This window comes from Enterobacter sp. AG326 (assembly GCF_004362415.1).
Taxonomy (GTDB): domain Bacteria; phylum Pseudomonadota; class Gammaproteobacteria; order Enterobacterales; family Enterobacteriaceae; genus Enterobacter; species Enterobacter asburiae.
Window position 1 is genome coordinate 132435 of the sequence record NZ_SNXG01000002.1, and the last position, 22571, is coordinate 155005.

At 53.5% G+C, this 22571-nt stretch carries 24 protein-coding genes; 6 read left to right on the forward strand and 18 right to left on the reverse strand.

All coding sequences use genetic code 11. The features are described from left to right. Positions 1–66: 66 nt before the first annotated feature. Positions 67–477 (reverse strand): nucleoside diphosphate kinase regulator, encoded by a 411-nt coding sequence (gene rnk, locus DFO52_RS07580; RefSeq protein WP_029740127.1) that lies wholly within the window; start codon positions 475–477, stop codon positions 67–69. 267 nt (positions 478–744) lie between these two features. On the opposite strand from rnk, the gene DFO52_RS07585 reads away from it, so the two are divergent. Next, positions 745–1362 (forward strand): flavin reductase family protein, encoded by a 618-nt coding sequence (locus DFO52_RS07585; protein WP_133549990.1) that lies wholly within the window; start codon positions 745–747, stop codon positions 1360–1362. Here DFO52_RS07585 and rna read toward each other — a convergent pair. Together rna and dcuC are read right to left on the reverse strand one after the other, a co-directional pair. Next, positions 1356–2165 (reverse strand): ribonuclease I, encoded by an 810-nt coding sequence (gene rna / locus DFO52_RS07590; protein WP_133549992.1) that lies wholly within the window; start codon positions 2163–2165, stop codon positions 1356–1358. The genes DFO52_RS07585 and rna overlap by 7 nt on opposite strands. A 94-nt stretch (positions 2166–2259) precedes the next feature. Further along, entirely contained in the window at positions 2260–3627 is a 1368-nt protein-coding gene (dcuC, locus tag DFO52_RS07595; protein ID WP_023310737.1) for an anaerobic C4-dicarboxylate transporter DcuC, read from the reverse strand. A gap of 394 nt (positions 3628–4021) precedes the next feature. On the opposite strand from dcuC, the gene pagP reads away from it, so the two are divergent. Beyond that, positions 4022–4639, forward strand: coding sequence for a lipid IV(A) palmitoyltransferase PagP (gene pagP, locus DFO52_RS07600; RefSeq protein ID WP_347813467.1), 618 nt, complete (start codon positions 4022–4024; stop codon positions 4637–4639). Between the two features lie 190 nt (positions 4640–4829). Continuing rightward, the gene (gene cspE / locus DFO52_RS07605) at positions 4830–5039 is read left to right on the forward strand and encodes a transcription antiterminator/RNA stability regulator CspE (RefSeq protein WP_002439184.1); all 210 of its coding nucleotides are present in this window, start codon (positions 4830–4832) and stop codon (positions 5037–5039) included. Between the two features lie 219 nt (positions 5040–5258). On the opposite strand, the gene crcB is transcribed toward cspE, so the two are convergent. Further along, positions 5259–5642 (reverse strand): fluoride efflux transporter CrcB, encoded by a 384-nt coding sequence (crcB, locus tag DFO52_RS07610; RefSeq protein WP_023310740.1) that lies wholly within the window; start codon positions 5640–5642, stop codon positions 5259–5261. A 67-nt stretch (positions 5643–5709) separates the two neighbouring features. On the opposite strand from crcB, the gene DFO52_RS07615 reads away from it, so the two are divergent. Then, positions 5710–6498 carry a deaminated glutathione amidase gene (locus DFO52_RS07615; RefSeq protein ID WP_133549995.1) on the forward strand — a complete coding sequence of 263 codons (789 nt, stop codon included), beginning with the start codon at positions 5710–5712 and terminating at the stop codon, positions 6496–6498. A gap of 125 nt (positions 6499–6623) precedes the next feature. Next, positions 6624–6827 (forward strand): twin-arginine translocase subunit TatE, encoded by a 204-nt coding sequence (gene tatE / locus DFO52_RS07620; RefSeq protein WP_023310742.1) that lies wholly within the window; start codon positions 6624–6626, stop codon positions 6825–6827. Between the two features lie 80 nt (positions 6828–6907). Here the strand turns inward: tatE and lipA are convergent, their stop codons facing one another. The 14 genes from lipA to leuS all read right to left on the reverse strand — a co-directional run bounded on the left by lipA (position 6908) and on the right by leuS (position 21870). Then, positions 6908–7873 (reverse strand): lipoyl synthase, encoded by a 966-nt coding sequence (gene lipA, locus DFO52_RS07625; RefSeq protein WP_013097595.1) that lies wholly within the window; start codon positions 7871–7873, stop codon positions 6908–6910. A gap of 207 nt (positions 7874–8080) precedes the next feature. Further along, positions 8081–9034: a YbeF family transcriptional regulator gene (locus tag DFO52_RS07630; RefSeq protein ID WP_133549997.1), complete on the reverse strand. Its 954-nt coding sequence runs from the start codon at positions 9032–9034 to the stop codon at positions 8081–8083. Positions 9035–9325: 291 nt separating this feature from the next. Then, a complete protein-coding gene (gene lipB, locus DFO52_RS07635; RefSeq protein ID WP_126785959.1) occupies positions 9326–9967 on the reverse strand; it encodes a lipoyl(octanoyl) transferase LipB in 642 nt (213 codons plus the stop codon). Positions 9968–10061: 94 nt separating this feature from the next. After that, complete coding sequence (gene ybeD, locus DFO52_RS07640; RefSeq protein WP_006177135.1) at positions 10062–10325, reverse strand: DUF493 family protein YbeD; 264 nt, start codon at positions 10323–10325, stop codon at positions 10062–10064. Between the two features lie 106 nt (positions 10326–10431). Further along, the gene (gene dacA, locus DFO52_RS07645) at positions 10432–11643 is read right to left on the reverse strand and encodes a D-alanyl-D-alanine carboxypeptidase DacA (protein WP_014069323.1); all 1212 of its coding nucleotides are present in this window, start codon (positions 11641–11643) and stop codon (positions 10432–10434) included. A 139-nt stretch (positions 11644–11782) separates the two neighbouring features. After that, complete coding sequence (rlpA, locus tag DFO52_RS07650) at positions 11783–12895, reverse strand: endolytic peptidoglycan transglycosylase RlpA (protein WP_133549999.1); 1113 nt, start codon at positions 12893–12895, stop codon at positions 11783–11785. Positions 12896–12911: 16 nt separating this feature from the next. Next, a complete protein-coding gene (gene mrdB / locus DFO52_RS07655; protein WP_023310746.1) occupies positions 12912–14024 on the reverse strand; it encodes a peptidoglycan glycosyltransferase MrdB in 1113 nt (370 codons plus the stop codon). A 2-nt stretch (positions 14025–14026) separates the two neighbouring features. Then, positions 14027–15928, reverse strand: coding sequence for a peptidoglycan DD-transpeptidase MrdA (gene mrdA, locus DFO52_RS07660; protein WP_023310747.1), 1902 nt, complete (start codon positions 15926–15928; stop codon positions 14027–14029). 28 nt (positions 15929–15956) lie between these two features. Continuing rightward, positions 15957–16424, reverse strand: coding sequence for a 23S rRNA (pseudouridine(1915)-N(3))-methyltransferase RlmH (gene rlmH / locus DFO52_RS07665; RefSeq protein ID WP_023310748.1), 468 nt, complete (start codon positions 16422–16424; stop codon positions 15957–15959). Positions 16425–16427: 3 nt separating this feature from the next. Then, complete coding sequence (rsfS, locus tag DFO52_RS07670) at positions 16428–16745, reverse strand: ribosome silencing factor (RefSeq protein WP_133550001.1); 318 nt, start codon at positions 16743–16745, stop codon at positions 16428–16430. 269 nt (positions 16746–17014) lie between these two features. Continuing rightward, positions 17015–17680 carry a nicotinate-nucleotide adenylyltransferase gene (gene nadD, locus DFO52_RS07675; RefSeq protein ID WP_029740134.1) on the reverse strand — a complete coding sequence of 222 codons (666 nt, stop codon included), beginning with the start codon at positions 17678–17680 and terminating at the stop codon, positions 17015–17017. Further along, a complete protein-coding gene (gene holA, locus DFO52_RS07680) occupies positions 17673–18704 on the reverse strand; it encodes a DNA polymerase III subunit delta (RefSeq protein ID WP_133550399.1) in 1032 nt (343 codons plus the stop codon). The genes nadD and holA overlap by 8 nt, the downstream gene beginning before the upstream one ends. Next, complete coding sequence (gene lptE / locus DFO52_RS07685; protein ID WP_029740136.1) at positions 18704–19273, reverse strand: LPS assembly lipoprotein LptE; 570 nt, start codon at positions 19271–19273, stop codon at positions 18704–18706. Before lptE ends, holA begins: the two co-directional genes overlap by 1 nt. A 14-nt stretch (positions 19274–19287) precedes the next feature. Continuing rightward, the gene (leuS, locus tag DFO52_RS07690) at positions 19288–21870 is read right to left on the reverse strand and encodes a leucine--tRNA ligase (RefSeq protein ID WP_029740137.1); all 2583 of its coding nucleotides are present in this window, start codon (positions 21868–21870) and stop codon (positions 19288–19290) included. A 214-nt stretch (positions 21871–22084) separates the two neighbouring features. Here leuS and DFO52_RS07695 point away from each other — a divergent pair, with 214 nt between their 5' ends. Next, a complete protein-coding gene (locus tag DFO52_RS07695; RefSeq protein ID WP_029740138.1) occupies positions 22085–22567 on the forward strand; it encodes a zinc ribbon-containing protein in 483 nt (160 codons plus the stop codon). Positions 22568–22571 lie beyond the last annotated feature (4 nt).

Sequence of the window (22571 nt, forward strand, 5' to 3'; positions counted from 1 at the left end):
AATTTACGGAAAGAGGATGCGGCTGCATCCTCTGTGCAAAGCGGGTGGGCGCTTGTTCAGAAGTGGTTAACGCAGGTAATCGCCCGCGGCTTCTGGCTGGTAGAGCAACGCCAGCACTTCAAGATGGGCAGAGGTACCGCCCGGCAATTCCCAGTGGATGGTATCACCCGTGCGCAGGCCCAGCAGTGCGGCACCCACAGGCGCAAGAACAGAAAGCTGTGCGCTGCTGTCGGTCATCTGAGCCGGGTAAACCAGCGTGCGGGTCAGCTCTTCACCGGTGGTGAGGTTGCGGAATTTTACCTGGCTGTTCATGGTGACCACGTCATGCGGCATCGTCTCAGGCGTGCACATCTGCGCCCGGTCGAGCTCCTCATTCAGGGCGTCGGCCACGGGAAGTGAGGCAAACTCTGCTTTTTCCAGCAGCCTGTCGATACGTTCTGCGTCGAGCTCGTTGATGATAATTGTAGGTCTGGACATTTTTACTCCATGTCGTTAATGCTGCGCGTAACGCAGAAACCAATCCAAAAGAAAACCCTCGCCGTCTGGCAGCGAGGGTTTAACTCTCCCGATGATACTGGCTGAGCGCGCAAGTTTGAAGTGATGAAGGTCACATTCATGGTCCATATGAATTTTCGCTGAAATTTATTCAGTCTTCATTCCGGGCGGAATACGTTACGCTGAGTGTCCTGAACCCGGGCGTTGCGCGAAGCGCAATTCGCGCCAGCCCACCAACGAGAGAGAATTATGTATTTCTACCAACCGTCTCAGGGTCACGGCCTGCCGCACGATCCGATGAACGCCATTATTGGTCCACGTCCGATCGGCTGGATCTCCTCATGCGATAAGGCCGGTCAGCTCAACCTCGCACCGTATAGCTTCTTTAACTGCTTTAACTATCGCCCGCCGATCATCGGCTTTTCCAGCAACGGCTGGAAGGACAGCGTGCGTAATATTACCGAAACAAAGGAATTTGTCTGGAACCTGGCGACGCGCGATCTCGCGCAGGCGATGAACCAAACCTCAGCAATGCTTCCCCACGATCGGGATGAATTTAGCTTTGCCGGGCTAACGCCAGCGGCGAGCCAGCTGGTCAATGCGCCCCGCGTCGCCGAAAGCCCGGTGAACTTTGAGTGCCGTCTGTCGCAGTGCATTCAGCTTACCGGTGCCGACGGCACGCCGGTCGATACGTGGCTGGTGCTGGGGGAGGTGGTCGGTATCCATATTGCCGAAACGCTGCTGGAAGAGGGGATATACCAGACGGCGAAAGCGCAGCCCATCCTGCGTGCGGGTGGGCCGACGGCGTATTATGGCATCAGTGATGAAAACCGGTTTGATATGGTGCGCCCGGGCGCGGATCAGTAACCGGCTTTATCAATTACGAACTGTTTTCCGCAGTTACCCGGATGTGGCTGCGGTGCAAATGACGCCGATGAAAGCGGGTTGTTAATGGTGTCCGCCTTAAGTGAAATCTGCATCTCGGTCAGATACGCCGGATTGCCGTTACAGGTCAGCTTGATCGCTTTGATGTTCTCCTTGCCCCAGCTTTTGGCAACGGCACTGTCAAAGTCGCTGCGATTGACGGTTTTCCCGTAATTATCGGCGAGGAATTTACCGACCGCGCTGTTTTTAACTTCCTGATTCATCCGCACCATCGTGCCGAAATAGGCATCTGGATCGAAACCAAAGCAGACGCCATGTTTGGCATATTCGTAACGTTCCAGGCAGGAATTACCGCCCGCACCCGGCATGACGTCGTTGAGCTTAGCGGCAGCGGAAAGCGACAGTCCGGTTTCGGCAGCATCGCATTTGCGGCTGGCCTTCACTTCCGGCATGTTCGGAATGGGGCGCGTGGCACAGCCGAAGCGCATCCATCGACGTTCATCCACGCCGCGCGCGGCAATTGATTTTGGCAGGCCGGGCCATAGACCGTGGACGGTCAGAAAATCGGCTTTATTATCGCGCTCTTTTTGCAGGCGACATTCGTCAGGTTCATTGCGGTTGCGCTCGACCATGCTCTGGCAAAACCCGGTTTGCCTGGACAGAGCCAGCACATAGCGATCGAAATCGCCATACTGTGTTGCCTTCAGCGGTTCCGCCTGTGCGGAGAAGAGACAGAGAGAAAGCGCCATTGCGCCAGACGGGATGACGATATCCTTCCTGAACATATGATTTCCTGATCGAATGAGCACGATTTATTTCTGGAAGTTATTAAAGCACAAAAAGCGCCCGGAGGCGCTTTTTGGATATCCATAATTTAGCTTAGGCCGCGCCGGGTACCAGCACTTCCGTGGCGATAATCACGATAATCAGGCCAACTATGACGGGCACTGAGGTGCGTTTGACGACTTCGAATGGCGAAATTTTCGCCATCCCGGCAACGGCAACGACCACGCCCGACACCGGAGAAATGGTACGGCCCAGGTTTGACGCCTGCAGCATGGGAATGGAAAGGTAGGCCGGGTTAATACCGGAGGAGTGAGCCAGTTTCGGGATCATCTCAACGAAAGCGTAGAAAGGCGCATTACCGGAACCGGTGGTCATCGCCGCAAGCATGGTGAGCACCACCAGAACCAGCATCAGGATAATACTGGCCGAGCCGAATGAGGTGGCGATAGAAATCAGGCTCTGGATAAAGCCGATCGTGCTCAGACCCTGGGCAAAAACGCCCGCGGCAACCAGCAGGATCACCACGCCAGCGAAGGCATCCGCCATACCGCGATACGCCACTTCCAGACCCGAGAAGACTTTTTGCGTGTTAAAACCGCGCACAAACTCCAGCACGGCGGCCAGCAGCATACAGATGACCAGAATGGTGATGATGTGCAGTTGTGGACCCCATTTGCCGTCAAAAATCAGCACTCCGACGATCGGGGTGAACGGCAGAATGGCATAGAACGCAGGAGCGGTCGTGGTGATTTCACTCACGTCCATCATTTCATGGCTGATGTTTTCTTTCTTATCGAGATAGCGCTGCCAGAAGAAATGCGCGATCCCCATGCCCACGATGGCAACAATCGAGATCGGTAACGTGGTTTTAAAGGCGAAGTCGATGAGTGACATCTCCGCCGCCTTTGCCGCCAGCACAACGTCGCCAGAGGTTGGGGAGAGAATAATCGCTGCCGGAGACGCGCAAATTGCCGCGGCCGCGCCACGGCTGATACCGACGTTCACCATGACCGGGAACAGCGTCGCCATGAGCAGTACGCCAAGTCCGGTAGCTGACGAAACGGCCAGCGACATCAGGCAGGCGAGGAAATAGGCGGCGACCATCAGCAGATACGGCGAGTTGATGTATTGCAGGGGCTTGGAGGCAAGTTTAACGACCATGTCGTTGGCGCCGATGTGGGTCATGTAGGCTGCAAAACCGCACAGCATCATGATCATCATACCCAGGTCACCGCCGCGGCTCATGAGCAATATTTTAATGTATTCAACAATATCTGTAGCAGTGTAACCGGTGCTGGTCGCGCTGGCAGGTAACACCTGGTGCCCCATTATTGCGCTGATAATCAGCAGCGTTAAACCGCCGACAAATAATACGCCCGTGGCCGAGTAGCCTTTAATGATGTAACGTGCGACGCCGACAATGACGACGACTCCAATAAGGAGTTCGAATAACGTAAGCATGATTTCCCCTGTATCTCTGCTGCTATGGAGCACAAAAAATCAATAAAAAAAAGAAGGATGAAAATGTGCCGAATAATTGGCCTGTTCTTGCTGATTAAAATCAATAAACAGACGACTAGAGAACTGAACAACCGTGTTTTTGCCATTGCCCATACATTTATGTCATGCGGCCCTTGACCGTCAGAAATAGCGCAACATTTCCCTTTAATGATAACAAATTGTTAATGTTTTGTGTTGTTTTGCATGTCACTGATTAACAAGGCTTAATGGAAAAAGTCACACCCCTTGTGGGCTTATTTGCACGTATCTCTCACTTTCTTTAAGAATATTCCCGGAAAAAGCCCGAATAATTAGGAATAACGCCGATGCCGTTAAGCCTTGATTCAACTATTTTATGGTAAACTTTGCCTCGAATACTAAGAATGGTAATTGCATTGTGATCGTACGTAATACATTTTTCTCTATTTTGTTGTTTATTTTTGGGCAGTTAACGTTTTCTTCTGTTGCACAGGCAGAAAGCAACGCGACGGGTAAAGGCTGGTTCTCCACCTTTACGGATAATGTTTCCCAGACCTGGACGGCACCTGAACATTACGATCTCTATGTTCCGGCAATAACGTGGCATGCGCGTTTTGCTTATGACAAAGAGAAAACCGATAAATACAACGAGCGTCCGTGGGGCGCGGGTTTTGGCCAGTCGCGCTGGGATGAAAAGGGAAACTGGCATGGCATCTATCTGATGGCCTTCAAAGACTCGTTTAATAAATGGGAGCCGATTGGGGGGTATGGTTGGGAAAAAACCTGGCGTCCGCTATCGGACGAGAACTTCCACGTCGGTTTGGGCTATACCGCCGGGGTCACTGCACGTGACAACTGGAACTACATTCCGATACCGGTCCTGCTGCCTTTGGCCTCAATTGGCTATGGTCCCGCAACGTTCCAGATGACCTACATCCCGGGTACGTACAACAACGGTAACGTTTACTTCGCCTGGATGCGTTTTCAGTTTTAACTGACAAAACGTTACATGCTGGTGATAAAACGCGCAGGTGTTGATTCATAAGCGATAAAAATCTGTCAGTGAAAATTAACGCGACTTTAGTCACTTTTTATCAAAGATCCGCTGGACAAAAGGTCCCACAATTGATGTACTGATAACCGACACAGCATTTGTGTCGTTTTTTAATGTAAAGGTAATTTTGATGTCTAAGATTAAAGGTAACGTTAAGTGGTTTAATGAGTCCAAAGGATTCGGTTTCATTACTCCTGAAGATGGCAGCAAAGACGTGTTCGTACACTTCTCTGCAATCCAGTCTAATGGTTTCAAAACTCTGGCTGAAGGTCAGCGTGTAGAGTTCGAAATCACTAACGGTGCCAAAGGCCCTTCTGCTGCTAACGTAATCGCTCTGTAATTCAGACGCGTCGGCAAGAATTTCAAAACCCGCTCACTGAGCGGGTTTTTTTCGTCTTGAATCAGCCAAGCAGATACATTTTCAGGAAGCTGGCTACGATCAGCACGCTCAACAGCACCATTCCTGCGCTCATCAGACTCTGTTTCATTCTGTCACCCTCGTTCAGTACTGCATCCAGAGTGACAGAGAAAAATTAAGCCAACATTAACGGTTCGGCTGTTAATGCGCGCTTGCGGAAGAAAATAGCCAAAATGCGATCCCCGTCATCGCAAACGAGCCGAACATATTGATCGCCATATTCATCAGCGCCCAGCCGATACGGCCTTCCTGAAAGAGAAATACCGTTTCCGCAGAAAAGGTTGAGAAGGTGGTTAATCCACCGCAGAATCCGGTGGTAATCAATACCTTCCACATTGGGTCGATGTGCGTCATTCGGTTAAACCAGGCCAGCCCCATGCCGATGATAAAGGCGCCAATCAGGTTTGCGGCAAGTGTCCCCATAGGAATCGCCTGATGCAGGGGGTTAAACCGCATACTCAGAAACCATCGCGCAACGCTACCCGTTCCCCCACCAATAAAAACGGCTAAAAGTAGTTGTAACACGCTAAATACCTGCTATTTGATGTGTAAGAGTAGCGAGTTTAACGCCGTTTATGATGAGGGGACAAATATGTATGTAGCGGTAGGGCAATTTGTGGTCACGCCTGACTGGCGTGAAAATGCGCTCACGTGCGTCGAACTGATGATGCAGGCCCGGCAGAAAGGCGCGTCGCTGCTGGTTCTCCCCGAGGCGCTGCTGGCCAGGGATGATAATGACCCGGATTTATCCGTGAAGTCCGCGCAGCCGCTGGACGGCGAATTTTTGCAGTTGCTGCTTGCCCAGAGCGCAGGCAATACGATGACGACGATTTTAACGATCCATATACCCTCAACGCCGGGTCGAGCTGTCAATACGCTGGTGGCGATTCGTAACGGGACCATCGTCGCACGCTACGCCAAGCTTCATCTCTATGATGCGTTCAGCATACAGGAGTCGCGTCGCGTTGACCCCGGAGACAGTATCCCTTCGCTGCTGGAGATTGACGGATTTAAGATCGGGCTGATGACGTGCTATGACCTGCGTTTTCCCGAGCTGGCGCTCCATCTGGCGCTGCAGGGGGCGGACGTACTGGTACTGCCTGCCGCGTGGGTCAGAGGGCCGTTAAAAGAGCACCACTGGGCAACGCTGCTTGCTGCGCGCGCGCTGGATACAACCTGCTATGTCGTTGCCGCAGGGGAATGTGGCACAAAAAACATCGGGCAAAGCAGGGTGGTTGATCCGCTGGGGGTGACGATCGCCGCCGCCTCTGAAGCCCCGCATTTGCTGGTGGCGGAGATAAACTTAGAGAGAATTGCGCTTGCGCGTCAGCAATTACCCGTTCTTCGCAATCGTCGGTTTGCGCCACCGCAATTATTGTGATGTTTTTTTCAACAATGCTTGATTCACCTTGTTACAGATTGCTATTGTGTGCACGCGCTAAATGACCGTTAATACAGTCAGGTTTTGGCGCTGAATGCAGCCTGTTTTAAGTAAAGAAGGTATCTATGGGTGAGATTAGTATTACCAAACTGCTGGTGGTTGCCGCACTGGTCGTCCTGCTGTTTGGTACCAAGAAGTTACGCACGCTGGGTGGTGACCTGGGGGCTGCCATCAAAGGCTTTAAGAAAGCGATGAACGATGATGATGCAGCGGCGAAGAAAAGCGCCGAGGATGACGTCCCGGCAGACAAGCTTTCTCACAAAGAGTGACAGCAACGCCTGAGGGCTTGCGAAAAAAACCGGCTCAAGAGGCCGGTTTTTTTGTATTACTGTAAATGAATATTACAGCATTATTTAACTTCTTCGCCTTTAGCCTGCATATCGGCATGGTATGAGGAGCGAACGAATGGGCCGCAGGCAGCGTGGGTGAAGCCCATCGCCATCGCTTCGGCTTTCATTTCATCGAATTCGTCCGGGCTCACGTAGCGCTGTACCGGCAGGTGGTGACGGCTTGGCTGCAGATACTGTCCCAGGGTCAACATGGTCACACCGTGGCGGCGAAGATCGCGCATCACCTCGATGATTTCATCATTGGTTTCACCCAGGCCCACCATCAGACCAGACTTGGTCGGAATATGCGGATGTGCTTCTTTGAAACGCTCCAGCAGTTTCAGGGACCAGTTATAGTCAGCGCCAGGACGGACCTGACGGTAAAGACGCGGCACGTTCTCCAGGTTGTGGTTAAACACATCTGGCGGCGTTGCGGTCAGGATATCCAGCGCGCGGTCCATACGGCCACGGAAGTCAGGCACCAGCGTCTCGATTTTGATGTTAGGGCTTTTCTCACGAATGGCCGTAATGCAGTCGGCGAAGTGCTGAGCACCACCGTCACGCAGATCGTCACGGTCAACTGACGTGATAACCACATATCGCAGCGCCATGTCGGCGATGGTCTGCGCCAGTTTCTGGGGTTCATTTGCATCAGGCGCGACTGGACGGCCATGAGCAACATCGCAGAACGGGCAGCGGCGGGTGCAGATAGCACCCAGAATCATAAACGTCGCGGTACCGTGATTGAAACATTCAGCAAGGTTCGGACAAGAGGCTTCTTCACAGACGGAGTGAAGGCCATTCTTGCGCATCGCCGCTTTGATCCCCTGGATACGCGAAGAGTCGGCCGGAAGTTTGATTTTCATCCATTCCGGTTTTCTTAACAGCGCCTCGCGCTCTGTAGCCACGTTTTTAACCGGGATAAGGGCCATTTTATCGGCATCGCGGTATTTAACACCGCGTTCCATCACAATGGGTTTACTCATAGCGTGCGTGTTCCAGTTGCGAATATCGAAGGAAAGCGTTTCAATTCAAGGGAATGTTGTATTTATCAACTATTTTTGAACGAACGACAGGCAGTATATCATTGAAACGGTCGTTAAAGCAGCCTGCCAGATCGCCAATTTGTAAAATAGTTGTTGTTTTGTGCCTTTTGCCCTGCGGGTTGCAGGGACTTGTGCTGGCTAAACCTGTCAGAAGGCCTGACGGATAATGCGGATGACGTTTTCCAGGACCGGATCGCGCAAACTCAGCTTGTTGTAATGCAGTGAAATCTCGATAGATTCCGCATTAAGCTGACTGAGCGGGATGCTTTCCAGCGGCCAGCATTTTTGTAGCAGGCTGTACAGGCGTGATGGCATAACGCACAGCATGTCGCTGCTGCCGATCAGGGATGCGGTGGTAAACATATTGTAACTGCTGAAGCTGATCTGACGTTCCGAGAAAATTTCATCAATGCGCTGACGAAGTGCATGATTAGATTGCCCTTCGGTCATGAAAGATGAGTGATCGTAGTTGCGCAGGTTTTCGATGGTTAACGGCTCGCTAAGAGCAGGATGCTGCTGGCGGCAAACCAGTACCAGGTTATCCGCATAAAGCACATTTTGCCCCAGCGCTCTGGCACTGAAGCTGCCGCTTTCAATAATCAGGTCCGTCTGGAACTGGGCAAGCTGAATGTCAGGTTCATTGAGAGGCACATTGCGAAGCAGGAGCTGCGGAGCATGTTCTTTCACGGCCTGGAAGATCGCCGGCATCACCAGCACCCCCACAGAAGGGGAACAACCGATGGTGATGGTTCGCTGCTTATCATAGCTCCCGGTTAAATCCAGTGCGCCCAGAATCGACTCCAGCCCCTGGCTGATGTACTCATGGAGATGCGTGGCATAAGCCGTCGGCGTTACCCCCTGGCCCTTGCGGATAAATAATGGGTCAGGAAATATAGCGCGAAGCTTTTGGATTGACTGGCTTATTGCTGATGGCGTGAGATTAAGAATTTTCGCAGCGTTAACGATACCCTTATGGACATATACCGCCTCAAAAATAGTCAGTAAATTGAGATCAATATTACGTAAAGTCCGAAAAATTTGCGGCTTGTCTTCGCCACCGGGTTCATTCAGTCGTTTGGCTGGTAAATTATTATACTCCACGCTTTCACTCCGTATACATTCACAATATGAATGATAGTTGAATTTATTTATTATGCTTGTAGAGATTCGTAAAGTGTTGGTTTTGTTTCACTTGTTTATCAAAAGCAAACAGTTGAGTGATTATTGCTCACGTTACTTATGCCGTGTTTGCCGTGCTTGCTGGAGGCTAAATAATATGTAGCGGTAATATTCGGGCGCTTCGAAAATATAGAATCTGTGGATTATTGTAAAGTGCAAAAGCGGTAAATAAACAGTGGCCCGCCAAATTATCGAGCCCTGTTGTATGATGTATTAAGCAGGGATATATTCGTGTGGTGGATTGTTAAGTAGTGCTAAAACATTCTTCAAAAGCACTGGACGAATAGTTTCTGGCGTAGCGGTTTCAACCCACTGGCGTACCTGCGTCATTTCCATGCCGGCATAGCCGCAGGGGTTAATGCGCTGGAAAGGCGCGAGGTCCATATTAATATTCAAGGCCAGGCCATGGAATGAGCAGCCTTTACGAATACGCAGCCCCAGGGAGCAGATCTTCATTTCCCCAACGTAAACGCCCGGCGCATCGGCGCGTGGATGCGCGTCAATACCATATTCCGCCAGCGTGTTGACGACAGTTTGTTCCAGTAAGGTAACCAGTTCACGTACGCCAAGCTTTCTGCGTTTCAGATTGAGCAGGACGTACATCACCTGCTGTCCGGGCCCATGATAAGTGACCTGACCGCCGCGATCGCTCTGAATAACCGGGATATCTCCCGTCATTAGCAAATGTTCTGCTTTACCCGCCTGGCCCTGCGTAAATACCGGCAGGTGTTCGACCAGCCAGATTTCATCCGGGGTGCTGTCATCGCGTGAATCGGTGAAGTCATGCATAGCCTGGGAGACAGGCTCATAAGGTTGCAGGCCGAGGTGACGGACCAGAATTTTATCCTGATACAAAACTGCGTCTCCGAAGACGAGGGACAAAAGGTGTGGGGGAGTATATCACAGCGGGGAGAGGGGTTACCCGGCAAACCGGGTAACCGCAAAGGGACTACAGCACCATACGAACAATTTCGATATTGCCGAGCTCTTCGTACAGCGTTTCAACCTGCTCAATGTGTGTCGCAGTGATGGTAATAGAGACAGAGTGGTAGTTGCCCTTGCTGCTTGGTTTTACTGACGGAGAGTAGTCACCCGGCGCATGGCGCTGTACCACTTCAACCACCTGATCAACCAGCTCAGGTTTCGCCAGACCCATTACTTTGTAGGTAAATGAGGTAGGGAATTCAAGCAGTTCGTTAAGTTTGGTTTTCATGTCAGCTCCGGCGTAACGTCAAAAAATAATAACTCCCACGTCAGGTGGGAGTTATCAGGATACTTAGTATATGGGGATCAAAATCACACTTTCAAGTGTTCAATTTTTAACCAAACCAGTGGTGGAACATCAATTTAATGTAATCAATGATTTTGCCGAAGAAATTGCCTTCAGGAATTTCTTGCAGGACAACCAGCGGACGCTGATCGATCGTTTTTCCATCCAGCTGGAAGTTGATCGTGCCCACAACCTGGTTTTTCTGCAGCGGGGCATGCAGCTCGGTGCTGTTCAGCACGTAGCTGGCTTTCAGATCCTTCATGCGACCGCGTGGAATGGTCAGGTAGAGATCTTTATCAACGCCGAGTGAAGCACGGTCGTTGTCGCCGAACCAGACGGGTTCAGACGCAAATTCTTTGCCTGCTTTCAGTGGGTTCACGGTTTCGAAGAAGCGGAAGCCCCAGGTCAGCAGTTTCTTGCTTTCTGTTTCACGACCTTTAAAGGTGCGGCCGCCCATCACGGCAGAGATCAGACGCATCTGACCTTCAGTGGCAGAGGCCACCAGGTTGTAGCCCGCTTTGTCGGTGTGGCCAGTTTTGATGCCGTCAACGTTCAGGCTGTTATCCCACAGCAGGCCGTTACGGTTGGTCTGACGAATGCCGTTGAAGGTGAACTCTTTCTCTTTATAGATAGAGTATTCATTAGGTACATCGCGGATCAGCGCCTGACCAATCAGGGCCATATCACGTGCGGAGCTGTACTGACCGTCTGCGTCCAGGCCGTGTACGGTCTGGAAATGGCTGTTTTTCAGACCCAGCGCGGTAACGTAGCTGTTCATCAGACCCACAAAGGCATCCTGGCTACCGGCGGCGAAATCGGCCATCGCCACGCAGGCATCGTTACCAGACTGCAGGTTGATACCACGAATCAGCTGGGAAACAGGAACCTGCATACCCGGCTTCAGGAACATCAGAGAAGAACCTTTGAACACAGGGTTTCCGGTTGCCCACGCATCGTTACCGATGGTGACCAGATCCGATTCTTTGAATTTACCTGCCTTCATCGCCTGGCCGATAACGTAGCTGGTCATCATTTTGGTCAGGCTGGCCGGATCACGGCGGGCATCGGCATTCTGTTCTGCCAGCACTTTGCCAGAGTTGTAATCGATCAGGATGTAGGATTCCGCGTCGATTTGCGGAACGCCAGGGATCATGGTCTTGATATTCAGGTCATCGGCGTGAGCTGCAGAGAGAGCAGCAGCGCAAAGGGCCGTGGTCAGCGCCATGCGCTGCACAAAACGAGCAGAAAAAGTGGTCTTCATGGTCAGAACTACGACATCCGTGATGGAATTAAAAAAAGTGCCTTACTATAGCAAATGCTATTCAGGCAGGCATCCGACTTTAAGCATGAGTTTGTGAATGTGTTTTACACTAACTGACAATTCGGATACCGCCGGTTAATTATTTCGCAACAGCGATAAATGACTGAAGTTGAGCTTCATTCTGCAGACGCTGCTGCAGGGACGCGGCCTGCGATTTGCTGGCAAACGGCCCCATCTGAATGCGCCAGACCGCGCCGTTTTGCTCAACGCGTCCTGGTACGCCAAACTGCTGGCTCAGACGCTGTTGATACTGTTTGGCCCGGGCCTGATCGCTCACTGCGCCTACCTGAACCACATAGCTGCCGCTGGCCGCTGCTGGAGCCGCCACCGCCGCACTTTGCGTGGCCGCTGGCGCCGTTACGGGAGCCGGCTGGGTCGATGGCGCAGCAACGGGTGCAGGGGCCGGAGTTGGCTCACTGCCTTCCAGAACGCCCGAGGCTAAGGTCGTCGGTGCGCCAAGAAAACCGCTACTCTTTACCGGCGCGCCGGTAGCATCCTCGCTTTGCAACGTGTCATTGCTGATCGGGCGTATTTCTCCCCCCGGCTGAGCAGGCTCTGCCGGAGACGAGACGCTTCCCATTCCGCCGTCAAGATTTGGGCGGTCAGGAAGGGCATAGGTCTGTTTTGCCACCGTCGTACACGCGGTACCCGGCCCGGAGAGCGAACCATCCTGTGCGACGATAATCGGATCAATACGGACTTTGGTGTTGTTCGAGGTGTTCAGGCGATCGGCAGACGCGCGCGACAGGGAAATCACCCGGTCATTTCCGTAAGGACCACGGTCGTTGATCCGCACGACGATCATACGGCCATTCGCCAGGTTGGTGATACGGGCGTAGCTCGGGATCGGCAGCGTCGGGTGTGCTGCCGTCAGCTGCATTGGGTCGAACGCTTCCCCGGAAGCCGTCAGGTTACTGCCTGGCTCGGCATCATAAATGGCGGCAAAGCCCGCCTGACTGAAACGGGAAGGATCCTGAACAATTTTATAGCTTTTGCCGTCGCGCTCGTAATCCTGATTGGCACTGGCATTCAGCGGTTCATAAACGGGATCGGCACCGCTGATTTCAACGATCGGGCCATTACACACCGCAGGCTGCGGCGGCGCGACGGTTGCCTGTTGCTGACCATCATCACTTGTGCAGGCCGCAAGTAAACTTGCCGCGATGCAGATCCCCAGCCACTGCTTACGCATTCCGATCCCCTTATTTTTATACGCTTTTTGACAACATTTTTCTGTGGGTATGGATCGACATCACGATACCAAACCCGGCCATCAACACGATCAGTGCCGAGCCTCCGTAACTCACCAGCGGCAGCGGTACGCCTACCACCGGCAGAATACCACTCACCATACCAATATTTACGAAGACATAAACGAATAAAATCAGCATCAACCCGCCGGCCATGACGCGACCAAAGGTGGTTTGCGCGCGTGCTGCAATCCACAATCCCCGCATGATCAGCAGTACGTACAGCGCCAGCAATATTAAGATGCCAACCAGCCCCAGCTCTTCCGCCAGTACCGCAAAAATAAAGTCGGTGTGGCGTTCCGGTAAGAATTCCAGCTGCGACTGCGTGCCGTGCAGCCAGCCTTTACCGCGCAGGCCGCCGGAGCCAATCGCAATCTTGGACTGAATAATATGATAGCCCGCGCCCAGCGGATCGGTTTCCGGATCGAGCAGCATCATGACGCGCTGGCGCTGGTAATCATGCATCAGGAAGAACCAGAGGATAGGAATGAACGCCGCAATCAGCACCACCGCGATACCAATCAGGCGCCAGCTCAGTCCCGACAGGAAAAGAACAAACAGGCCGGAGAGGGCGATAAGAATTGAGGTGCCAAGGTCAGGCTGCGCCGCAACCAGCAGCGTCGGCAGGAAAATCAGCACCAGCGCGATGGCCGTGTTTTTCAGCGACGGCGGACAGACGTCGCGGTTGATAAAGCGCGCCACCATCAATGGAACGGCGATTTTGGCAATTTCCGAGGGCTGGAAGCGGACAACGCCCAGATCCAGCCAGCGCTGCGCCCCTTTTGAAATGGCGCCAAACGCATCTACCGCAACCAGCAAAATAATACAGAAGATGTAGAGGTAGGGCGCCCAGCCTTCGTAGACGCGCGGCGGGATTTGCGCCATAACCACCATGATGATCAGACCCATAGCGATCTGGCCGATTTTGCGCTCCATCATGCCGATGTCCTGGCCGCTGGCGCTCCAGATAACCAGGGCGCTGTACACCAGCAGAGCCAGCAGGATCAGCAGCATGGCTGGGTCGATGTGGATTTTATCCCACAGCGATTTTTTATTTGGATTATCCGTCATGATTATTGGTCCTCCGCCGCAGCGGCGGCCGGGTTTTCAGCCGGCAGTTCGGTGTTGTTATCACCCAGCATAATGTGGTCAAGGATCTGGCGCATGATGGTCCCTACTGCTGGCCCGGCACCGCCGTTCTCCAGAATCATCGCCACCGCGACCTGCGGGTTATCATAAGGGGCAAACGCCGTCATCAGCTTATGGTCACGCAGACGTTCAGCAATGCGGTGCGCGTTATAGGTTTCATTGGCTTTCAGACCAAACACCTGTGCAGTACCGGACTTTGCGGCCACTTTGTACGGCGTACCGGCGAAGTACTTGTGCGCGGTCCCATTCGGGCGATTTGCCACGCCGTACATACCGTCTTTCGCAATTTCCCAGAAGCCGGAATGAATGTCACCCACCGGGGCCTCGTGTGGCTGGTTCCACGGCACTTTTTTGCCGTCTTCAACCGTGCTCTGCAGCAGATGTGGCACTTTTACCACGCCGTCATTGATGAGGATCATCATGGCTTTGTTCATCTGAATCGGCGTCGCCGTCCAGTAACCCTGGCCGATACCCACCGGAATGGTGTCACCCTGATACCACGGTTTTTTAAAGCGCTTCAGCTTCCATTCACGCGTTGGCATGTTGCCAGAACGTTCTTCTGAAAGGTCCACGCCAGTGTAATGCCCGTAGCCGAATTTGCTCATCCACTCTGACAGACGGTCGATACCCATGTCATACGCCACCTGATAGAAGAAGGTATCCGCAGACTCCTCCAGCGATTTGGTGACGTTCAGATGACCGTGGCCCCATTTTTTCCAGTCACGATAGCGCTTGTCTGAACCCGGCAACTGCCACCAGCCCGGGTCAAACAGGCTGGTATTACGGTTGATGACGCCGGCACTCAGCGCAGAGACCGCCACGTACGGTTTAACCGTTGATGCCGGCGGGTAAACCCCTTGCGTCGCGCGGTTGACCAGCGGCGTGTTCGGGTCATTCAGCAGACCGGAATAGTCTTTACTGGAAATGCCGTCAACGAAGAGGTTCGGGTCATAGCTAGGCATGGAGACCATAGCCAGGATGCCGCCGGTACGAGGATCGGTGACCACAACGGCTGCACGGCTGCCCGCCAGCAGGGTTTCGATATACTGCTGAAGTTTAAGATCGAGCGTCAGATAGACGTCATGCCCCGCCTGAGGCGGCACTTCTTTCAGCTGGCGGATCACGCGGCCGCGGTTGTTAACTTCAACCTCTTCATAGCCGGTTTGCCCGTGCAGAACGTCTTCGTAGTAACGTTCGATCCCCAGCTTACCGATATCGTGCGTAGCAGCGTAGTTGGCCAGCTTGCCGTCTTTATCAAGGCGGTCGACGTCTTTGTCGTTAATCTTGGAAACGTAGCCAATCACATGCGTTAGCGCGGAGCCGTAGGGATAGTAGCGACGCTTATATCCTTTCACTTCCACGCCGGGGAAACGGTACTGATTCACCGCAAAGCGGGCTACCTGGACTTCCGTAAGATTGGTTTTAACCGGAATCGAGGTGAAGCGGTGAGAGCGGGCGCGCTCTTTTTTGAAGGCCGCGATATCGTCATCGTTAAGGTCGACAACGCTTTTCAGCGCTTCCAGCGTATCCTGCACATTATCGACTTTTTCCGGCATCATCTCGATTTGATAGATGGTGCGGTTCAACGCCAGCGGAGTGCCGTTACGATCGTAAATAATGCCGCGGCTGGGTGCGATAGGCACCAGCTTGATGCGGTTTTCGTTTGAACGCGTCTGGTAGTCGGTAAAGCGGACAATTTGCAGATTATAGAGGTTGGCAATCAGCACGCCGGTAAGCAGCAAAATCCCGGTAAAGGCGACCAGCGCCCGGCGCACAAACAGCGCGGACTCAGCCGTATAGTCGCGAAAAGAATTCTGTAGTTTCATCCGCTGCTTAATCTACCCTGGTCAGTCATTACTCGCGGTGATAGGGGTGGTTGGTAGTAATGCTCCACGCGCGATACAGGCTTTCTGCCACCAGTACCCGAACGAGCGGGTGGGGAAGCGTCAGCGCGGAGAGAGACCAACTTTGTTCAGCCGCCGCTTTGCAGGCAGGGGATAACCCTTCTGGTCCGCCAATCAACAGACTGACGTCACGACCATCCTGCTTCCAGCGCTCCAGTTCTTGCGCCAGCTGCGGCGTATCCCAGGGTTTACCTGGAATATCGAGGGTGACGATGCGGTTTTTGCCTGCGGCAGCCAGCATCAGTTCGCCCTCTTTATCGAGAATACGTTTGATATCAGCGTTCTTGCCGCGCTTACCGGCGGGAATTTCCACCAGCTCGAACGGCATGTCTTTTGGAAAACGACGCAAATATTCAGTAAAACCGGTTTGTACCCAGTCCGGCATTTTGGTGCCGACGGCGACCAGCTGCAACTTCACGCATTAACCCCAGAGTTTTTCCAGCTCATACAGGCGACGGCTCTCGTCCTGCATGACGTGGACAATCACATCGCCGAGGTCGACTACTACCCAGTCAGCCGTCGCTTCACCTTCAACACCCAGCGGTAACAGCCCTGCTGCACGCGATTCCTGAACCAAGTGATCGGCAATTGAAACAACATGACGCGTCGATGTACCGGTGCAGATGATCATGCAGTCGGTAATACTGGATTTACCCTTAACGTCGATAGCGATGATGTCCTGACCTTTCAGGTCATCAATTTTGTCAATAACAAAATCCTGGAGTGCTTTACCCTGCAAGTTTTCCCCCTGGGGTGAATGAGATTGTAAAACTTTGAATTCGTAGCCAGACAGTATACCTGAACTCACGCCTGCGTCGGGACAAATGTCTCCGGCCGGGCTTTTGAAGGCGGGTATCATCCCACCCTCCGCCTGAGATTGCATTGCCATTTTTGTAAAACAATTTCTGTAAAGCAACGATCGGCGGGAAAGTCTGGCAGCGGAGAATAACAGTATGGCTTACCCTGTCAAGGCAGGATAAACAATAAGCCGCTTTTTATGCTCTCCAGCTATTCATCTGCGCTTTTCTGGTACAAACCGTGCGCATGGATATAGGCCAGCACCGGGGTTGGCAGCAGATCGTCACACGCTAAACCCTGCTGTAAACGCTCGCGAATGAGGGTTGCAGAGATATCGAACCACGGCGTTTCCGCCAGATAGATCTTCCCGGCAGGCTGGTTGTGAAGATCTTCAACATTATCGGTGAGATGGTCTTCCAGCCACTGCTGGTACTGCTCTTCGCGCATGGTCAGCGGATAGCCAGGACGGCGGCAGACGAGCAGGTGGCTGTTCTCCAGAATGGTTTCATACTGATGCCACGTAGGGAAATTCAGCAGGGAATCCTGGCCGATGATAAAAGCCAGCGGTTGGTCTGGTCCTTGTTCGGCGCGCCACTCCTGAAGCGTCTGAGACGTCCAGGAGGGCGTGTCGCGACGCAGCTCACGCTCGTCAAGGCGGAATAGCGGTTTATCTGCGATGGCAAGTGCAAGCATCTCTTTTCGCTGCTCGCTGGTCGCCTCGGGCTGTGGACGATGGGGCGGGACATTGTTGGGCATGATGGTGACGCGCTGAAGTCCGATCAGATTCGCCAGAATTTCAACCGGCTTCAGATGCCCGTAATGTACCGGGTCGAAGGTGCCGCCATATAAGGCCTGTAAAGAATGCATACTATCCATCAATAAAAACGTCTGCCAGCGCCTTGTGGCAGAGCAGCAGAGAAAGGCTTTCCAGCTCCGCCCAGACCGAATGGCCGTAATCTTGTTTTAACGTGAGCTCAGCGCGCATCAGAAGCTGCACAGCCTGACGAAGCTGTTCATGACTCAGGCGGTTGACGGCCTCGGTGATCAAAGCGCGGCGATTTTGCCACACGCGGTGTTTATCAAAGAGCGAACGCAGCGGCGTATGGGCAGACTGACGCTTGAGCGTAATCAGCAGCAGCAATTCGCGCTGCAGCGTACGCAGCAGAATAACCGGTTCGCTCCCTTCGAGACGCAGCTGTTGCAGAATATGCAGGGCGCGTTTGCTCTTCGCCGACAGCAGCGCGTCCACCCAGTGGAACGGCGTGAAGTGCGCCGCGTCGTTAACGGCCTGCTCGACGCGCGGCAAGGTCAGCTTGCCATCCGGCCAGAGCAGGGAGAGTCTGTCCAGCGCCTGCGCCAGGGCCAGCAGGTTACCTTCATAGCAGTAGCAGAGCAGCTGATTCGCAGCATCATCCAGCTGAAGGTTGTTCTGCTTCGCTCTCGCTGCCACCCATTTGGGCAGATGCGCCTGTTCAGGCGTCTGACAGGTGACCTGCACCGCGTGGGCTGCGAGTTGGGTGAACCACGCCGCATTTTCCTGCGCTTTGGTGAGCTTGTTGCCGCGCACAATCAGCAGCAGATCGCTGTGAAGCAGGCTGACCAGCGTCGCCAGCTGTTCATTGATGGCCGCGTTAGGGCCGTTCTCAGGCAGCAGGATCTGAATAGTCTGGCGTGACGCAAAAAGGCTCATCGCCTGACAGAGTGAGAAGAGGGCATTCCAGTCGGTGTTGTTATCCAGCTGGACGGTGTGGTGTTCATCGAAGCCCTGAGAGGCGGCCTCATACCGCACGGCATCCAGGCTTTCCTGAAGTAATAACGGATCGTTTCCAAGAAGCAGATACGCCGCGCGCAGCCCTTCTTTGAGCTGCGCGCGGAGTTGTTCAGGATACAGCCTGATCATCATTTACCCAGAGAGTTAGCAGCAGGAAGCGTGCCGGCAACCGGTTTTTCAACAATGTCAGAGCCTTGTCTGGTAGACGCTGCAATAGCTGGCAGTTTGCGGATCAGCTGTTCTGCCACCTTGTCGTACATTTCGTTGATGATAATCTGCTGTTCGGCATCTTTTGCCAGCGCCGTCTGCGGGTTATCGAAGAACGAACGGTACACTTTAGCGCTGATTGGGTAGATGTCTTTGCCTGGGATCAGAACGGCTGCGTTGACCGTCATAACCATCTGGTATTCAGCGGTACGACCATCCTGGAAGATAGATGCCGTATCTTTGCCGAGAGTCATCCCCAGGACACGCAGAGAGGGAATGTCCTGGCGCAGCGTTTGTTTCTCAACAAGCTCAACGCCGTTCAGACGCAGCTGATTACGAATTGCCCGGCTGAGTGGACCATTCGGATCTGATGAGTCGAAAATCATCGTTTTCATCTCAGCAGGCACCGCCGTGGTATTGCGCAGGTGCCAGCCACAGCCGGCGGTGACAAGCACCGCCAGTGATAAGAGTATTGTTGCCAGTTGTCGCACGTTTCCTCCCGCGCTTAGCCAACGACCAGATTGAGCAGTTTACCCGGTACGTAGATCACTTTACGTACGGTAACGCCCTCAAGATATTTTGCGACCAGAGGTTCCTGGCCCGCGCGCTCGCGAACCTGTTCTTCGGTTGCATCGACCGCCACGGTAATTTTACCGCGGACTTTGCCGTTTACCTGAACCACAACCAGCGTCGTGTTTTCCACCATCGCTGATTCGTCTGCCACTGGCCACGGCGCGTTGTCGATATCGCCTTCGCCTTTCAGCTCCTGCCACAGGGTGAAGCTGACGTGCGGAGTGAACGGGTTCAGCATGCGAACAACAGCAAGCAGCGCTTCACGCATTAAGGCACGATCCTGCTCGCCGTCCTGCGGAGCCTTCGCCAGCTTGTTCATCAGTTCCATAATAGCCGCAATTGCGGTATTGAAGGTCTGACGACGACCAATATCATCGGTCACTTTCGCAATCGTTTTATGAACATCACGACGCAGCGCCTGCTGATCTTCAGTCAGTGCGGCGGCGTTAAGCGCCGGGGCATCGCCCAGTGCAGTGTGTTCGTAAACCAGTTTCCAGACGCGTTTCAGGAAGCGGTTCGCCCCTTCCACGCCGGACTCCTGCCATTCCAGGGTCATGTCCGCCGGAGAGGCAAACATCATGAACAGACGCACGGTATCCGCACCGTAACGCTCAACCATCACCTGCGGATCAATACCGTTGTTTTTCGACTTGGACATCTTGCTCATGCCGGTGTAGACCAGTTCATGACCTTCGGCGTCTTTCGCCTTAACGATACGGCCCTTCTCGTCACGCTCGACGATCGCATCAACCGGTGAAACCCAGTTACGCTCGCCGTTGGCACCAACGTAATAGAACGCATCTGCCAGTACCATGCCCTGACACAGCAGCTGTTTTGCTGGTTCGTCAGAGTTCACCATGCCTGCATCGCGCATCAGTTTGTGGAAGAAGCGGAAGTAGAGCAGGTGCATGATGGCGTGTTCGATGCCACCGATGTAGATATCTACCGGCAGCCAGTAGTTTGCCGCATCGGAATCGAGCATACCGTCCTGATACTGCGGGCAGGTGTAGCGCGCGTAGTACCAGGATGATTCCATAAAGGTGTCAAAGGTGTCGGTTTCACGCAGCGCAGGCTGACCGTTAACGGTGGTTTTTGCCCACTCCGGATCGGCTTTGATCGGGCTGGTGATACCGTCCATGACCACGTCTTCCGGCAGGATCACCGGCAGCTGATCTTCCGGGGTTGGCATCACGGTGCCATCTTCCAGCGTCACCATCGGGATTGGCGCACCCCAGTAACGCTGACGGGACACGCCCCAGTCGCGCAGACGGAAGTTAACTTTACGCTCGCCCACGCCCAGAGAGGCCAGCTTATCGGCGATGGCGTTGAAGCCCTCTTCGAAGCTGAGACCGCTAAATTCACCGGAGTTGAACAGGGTGCCTTTTTCAGTCAGCGCGTGTTCAGACAGGTCTGGTTCTGAACCGTCAGCCGCCAGGATAACAGGCTTGATGGTCAGGCCATATTTGGTGGCAAATTCGTAGTCGCGCTGGTCGTGACCCGGAACAGCCATCACGGCGCCTGTGCCGTATTCCATCAGAACGAAGTTGGCGGCCCAGACAGGGATCGCTTCGCCAGTCAGTGGGTGAATGGCTTTAAAGCCGGTATCAACCCCTTTTTTCTCCATCGTCGCCATGTCGGCTTCGGCCACTTTGGTGTTGCGGCACTCGTCGATGAAGGTGGCCAGCTCCGGATTGTTTTCCGCTGCTTTCTGCGCCAGCGGGTGACCTGCGGCTACGGCCAGGTAGGTCGCGCCCATGAAGGTGTCCGGACGGGTTGTGTAGACAGTCAGGGTCTGGTCGTAGTTCTCAACGTTGAAGGTAATCTCCACGCCTTCAGAACGGCCGATCCAGTTGCGCTGCATGGTCTTAACGGTATCTGGCCAGTGATCCAGGTTATCCAGATCGTTCAGCAGCTCATCAGCGTAAGCGGTGATTTTGATAAACCACTGTGGGATCTCTTTACGCTCAACTTTGGTGTCACAGCGCCAGCAGCAGCCGTCGATAACCTGTTCGTTCGCGAGAACGGTCTGGTCGTTCGGACACCAGTTAACGGCAGAGGTCTTCTTATATACCAGGCCTTTTTTGTACAGCTCGGTGAAGAACTTCTGCTCCCAGCGATAGTATTCCGGGGTACAGGTTGCCAGCTCGCGGCTCCAGTCATAGCCAAAGCCCAGCATTTTGAGCTGGTTTTTCATGTACGCGATGTTGTCGTACGTCCACGGCGCCGGTGCGGTGTTGTTTTTGACCGCCGCGCCTTCCGCAGGTAGACCGAACGCATCCCAGCCGATAGGCTGCAGAACGTTTTTGCCCAGCATGCGCTGGTAGCGTGCAATCACATCGCCGATGGTGTAGTTACGCACATGGCCCATGTGTAGTCGACCAGAAGGATAGGGAAGCATCGACAGGCAGTAATACTTCTCTTTGCTCTCGTCTTCGGTTACTTCAAAGGTGCGCTTCTCGTCCCAGTGTTGCTGGACTTTTGATTCTATCTCTTCCGGGCGGTATTGCTCTTGCATGGCAGCCAGTGGTCCTGTTTTCAATACAGCTACAAATGTAGCCAATGGATGTGGTAATTCAGATCCGCATAGCATAGCCCAAACGCCCGCGTCAAAACAGCCTTTCGCACAAATGCGCTTTGCAGGAATTTACCGGGTCTGTGCTTCACCTGACAAAGCGGCGATGAAATAAGGTCTATTATTAGAAATAGTTACTTACCCGGGAGGCAAAATGATGAACAAGGTTGCTCAATTTTACCGCGAACTGGTGGCGACACTGACGGAACGGCTGCGTAACGGCGAGCGAGATATCGACGCGCTGGTGGAGCAGGCGCGTGCCCGCGTGACGCAAACGGGTGAGTTAACGCGAACCGAGGTGGAAGAGGTGACGCGCGCCGTGCGTCGCGATCTGGAAGAGTTCGCTCGCAGCTACCAGGAGAGTCAGGAGGAGGTCACGGACAGCGTTTTTATGCGGGTAATTAAAGAGAGCCTGTGGCAAGAGCTGGCCGACATCACGGATAAAACGCAGCTGGAGTGGCGCGAGGTCTTTCAGGATTTGAACCATCACGGTGTTTATCACAGTGGTGAGGTGGTCGGCTTGGGAAATCTGGTGTGCGAGAATTGCCACCATCATATTGCGGTGTATACGCCGGATGTTCTACCGATGTGCCCGAAATGCGGCCACGATCAGTTCCAGCGTCGGCCGTTTGAGCCCTAGAAAA